Origin of the sequence: Sphingopyxis sp. (assembly GCF_036402335.1) — a bacterium.
Taxonomy (GTDB): Bacteria; Pseudomonadota; Alphaproteobacteria; order Sphingomonadales; family Sphingomonadaceae; genus Sphingopyxis.
Genome location: NZ_DASWTD010000502.1, coordinates 1 through 3437, shown reverse-complemented (window position 1 = coordinate 3437; position 3437 = coordinate 1). Strand labels below are relative to the sequence as shown.

Annotated in this window: 1 protein-coding gene; it reads right to left on the bottom strand. The window is 64.6% G+C overall.

From position 1 onward, the window contains the following. Positions 1-3310, bottom strand: a 3310-nt coding sequence (locus VGD20_RS16365; protein WP_414714588.1) for a hypothetical protein, incomplete at its 3' end; no start/stop codon positions are given. Between the last annotated feature and the right edge of the window lie 127 nt (positions 3311-3437).

Here is a 3437-nt window from a genome sequence, read left to right as displayed (position 1 = left end):
TCGCCATGCACGTCGCATTCTTCGTCTTCACATGCGTATCCTGCCCGAGCGCAGAGAAAGGCGCGCGGACGATGCGTTCGGAGAAGCCCTTGTTGCCGATCGAGGCGACGTCATAGACGCGGAAGCCGCCCTTGCCCTCCGCCACGAACATATATTCGCCGCGCTGTTGCAGGCAGTTCACGCGCCCGCTCGTCCCTTGGACGATGTTCGCAAACTCCTCGAGGGCGTGGGTTTCGCCCGAGCCCTTTTTGTCGAAGGTCTTGCCGCGCACCCAATTTTTAAGCTCGCGCCCGTTCCGTTCGACGTGCAGCTTCCAATAATCGGGATAGGCATATTTCTGGAGGTAGCTGCCGATCACCGCCTGCGGCTCGTCCCATTCGGTGACGCGCGTTGCCTGGAAGCTGTTTTCCTGGCCCGACCAGACGTTCAAACCAACGAAATTGACGAAATTCGTGCCGAGCAGGTTCAGCTGCGCCATGATCGCATTGTTGTCGTCGGCCGCCGACAGGTGGCAGTCGCTGCACTGCTTGGTTTCGGAACGGCGCACCGTGTGCGGGAAGTGCGGCGCAAAAGCCTGGCTCGAATAGCCCGCCGACGAGACCGGCGGCTGCTGCACATAGATGCGCTCGCGGTTGATGTTCGTCGACGACAGAACCAGCGCCGAGGTCGAGCGGACGGGCGTGATGATGCCGCGCGCCTCGCCATTCGGGCCGGGTTCGCCGGGCTTGGTGAGCTGGTGCCGGCCGAGCTGGAACATCTCGTCGCGCGCCACCTGCGGGTTATAGGTCGCGAAGTTGCGCGTCTCCTCGCCCTCGAAATGGTGCATCTTGGTCTTCCAGTTCGCCTCGATCGGCAAATGGCAACCGCCGCAACTTGTGGTCCACGACAGGTGACAGGTGAAGCAGGTCATCTTGTCGTCGCCGTGCGCACGGTCTTCTTTCGCGACCCCCGGTCCCCATTCGAACTTGCCGTCCTCGGCGCCCGCCCGCGCCATCAGCTTCGCACGCGCCGCCTTGGCGTTGAAATGCGGCCCCGGGGTCACCGCCTGCTTGACGAGACTGACCTGCCATTCGAGCTTCGGGTCGACGATCGAACGCTGGATCAGCCCGATCACCTCGGCATCGTCATTATACTGGAATTCGAAGCGCCGCCGCCCGTCGGGATTGCGCAGCAGCGCCAGATTATTGCCCTGCGGCCGCGCCGCGACATTCGACGTCAGCAGGTTCGGGAAAGCGTCGGCGGTGCCGTGGCAATCCTTGCAGCTGATCTCGACCGCGTTCGCGACCTCGCCCTGGATATAGCCGTTGCCATGGCTGTCCTGCGCGAAGTGGCAGTCGGCGCACTGCATCCCCTTTTCGGCGTGGATGTCCATCATATGGACCGCCTTGCCGGGATTGATCCCCGGCGGCACGAACTTGCCCTCGACGCCCGGCTTGCCCGGGTCGGCGCTCGACAGGCAGAGATCGCGCTCCTTGGGATCGCTATAATGGCTGCAGCTCTTGCGCCATTTTTCGGGATCCTTCGGATCGATGATGTTGGCGGTGTCGGTGCCATAGGTCGACATATTGCCGTCGGCGGTCAGCAGGTTGCCGCTCCGGTCGCGCTTGAAGATGCCGCGGAAGTTCCAGCCGTGACCGTGATAGTCGGCGAACTGCGTGTCCTTGTTGCTGTCGTTGACGTCATAGACGTCGCGCAGGAATTCGACGTCGGCCCACAGGCCGCGCGCCGCCGCCGCCTCGGGATTGCGTTCGAGCACCTGATGCACCTCGGCCGCGGTCGGATAGCGCTGCTGCTTGTATTTCTTCCGATACTCTTCGTCGCTCATCCCCGGCGGGCGCGGCGCGCTGTTGTCCGGCCCCGGCCACATCTGCGGCGCGTCCGATTCATAGTCCCACATCGTGTAGCCGAGGTAGGAGTTCAGGAAGATGTTCGGCTGGTGCATATGGCACGACATGCACTGCGAGGTCGGGATCGCGCGGGTGAAGGCATGGCTGATCGGGTGGCCCGATTCGCCGCGCGCCGGCGATGCGGGGCGTGCCGGAACGTCCGGATCGGCCGGATCGATCAGCGCGCCGTGACCGCCGCCCGCCTGATGGCCGTCCTCGGCGCCATGGCTATCGCCGCCGTGCCCGCCTTCGGGCTTCCACTTCTTCCCCGCGATCGTCGGATCGACCGTCGCCGTCTCGCCGTCGCGGCCGAACTTCGCGTAGGTCAGGCTGTGCCGCGGCTCGCGATCATTGGCGTAGACGACATGACAGCCCGAACAGCCCGAATGGCGGTAATCGCCGGGCTGGTCGTTCGTCCCCATGAACCACGACAGCGGGTCGTTGAGGCGCGTCTTGTGGATGTTGAGCACGGGGATCGAGACGCGGAGGCCCGTGCCCGGACCGCGGTTCGACTGTTTGAGATCGGGGCGCCCCGGTTCCTCGAGCCGCTGGATGCTGCCCGTCGGGTTGGGCAGGCCGATTTCTGGGAATTGCGTGTTGATGTTGCGCCCGCCGCGCTCGAACACGCGGAAGACGTCACCCGGCGGCAGCACGCTCCAGCGCGGCAACGGGTACATTTTGGCGAGCGCACCGCGCTTTTTCTCTTCGTCGGTCAGGATCTTGTCGAAACCGAAGCTTGGCTTGCAGGCTTCCTTATATTCCTCGGCGGTCAGCCGCGACGAGGGCGAGAGGATGCACGCGGGTTCGCCGGTGCGCGTATAGGCTTCGCCGAAGATATAGTTTTTGTACGGCCCGATGCCGTTGTTGTAGGCCGCGCCGCCCCACAGCATCGCACCGGTCGACATCATCGACCGCTCGGTCGCCTCGATCACCTCGAGATGGCATGCGCCGCACGCCTCGCGCGCGACGCGGTAATCGCTGGGGTTCACGAAGCGGATGAATTCGGGCGATTCCTTGTTGAGCAAGGTGTAGCTGCGCTGCGGGTTCGCCGAGCTGTCGTGCCACGCGCCGGGCAGCGTCGGCTGCGGATGCGCGAGCGCCATCACTGCCTTGTTCGTCGGATGCTGGTAGCCGAGGCTGGGCGTACCGCGCTGGCTCGCATCGCCGCCGTGGCAGTCGGTACAGCCGAGCCGCACCGCGGGGGTCGCGTGCATCGACGGCTGGTCGGTGCGCGTGTGGCAGCTGTAGCAGCCTTCCGATTTCTGGACGACGGCGGCCTCGCTCTGCTCGCGCGGCGCGGGCGGGGTGAAGCGATATTCGATCTTGAGCGGTTTCTCTTCTTCGGCTGCGCGCACGACGCTTGCGCCGAAGGCGGCGCACATCGTCACGAAGGCGAGCAGGGCGAAGAGTTTGCGCAGCAGCATCAGAAGCTCAAAATCACGTTGGCGAGGATGGAGACGTAGGCGTCGTTCTTTTTCTTGTTGTCGAACAGGTCCTTGAACCCCTTGCCGGGCAGCAGCACCGCGCCGCTGAGGCGCCCGACGATGTTCT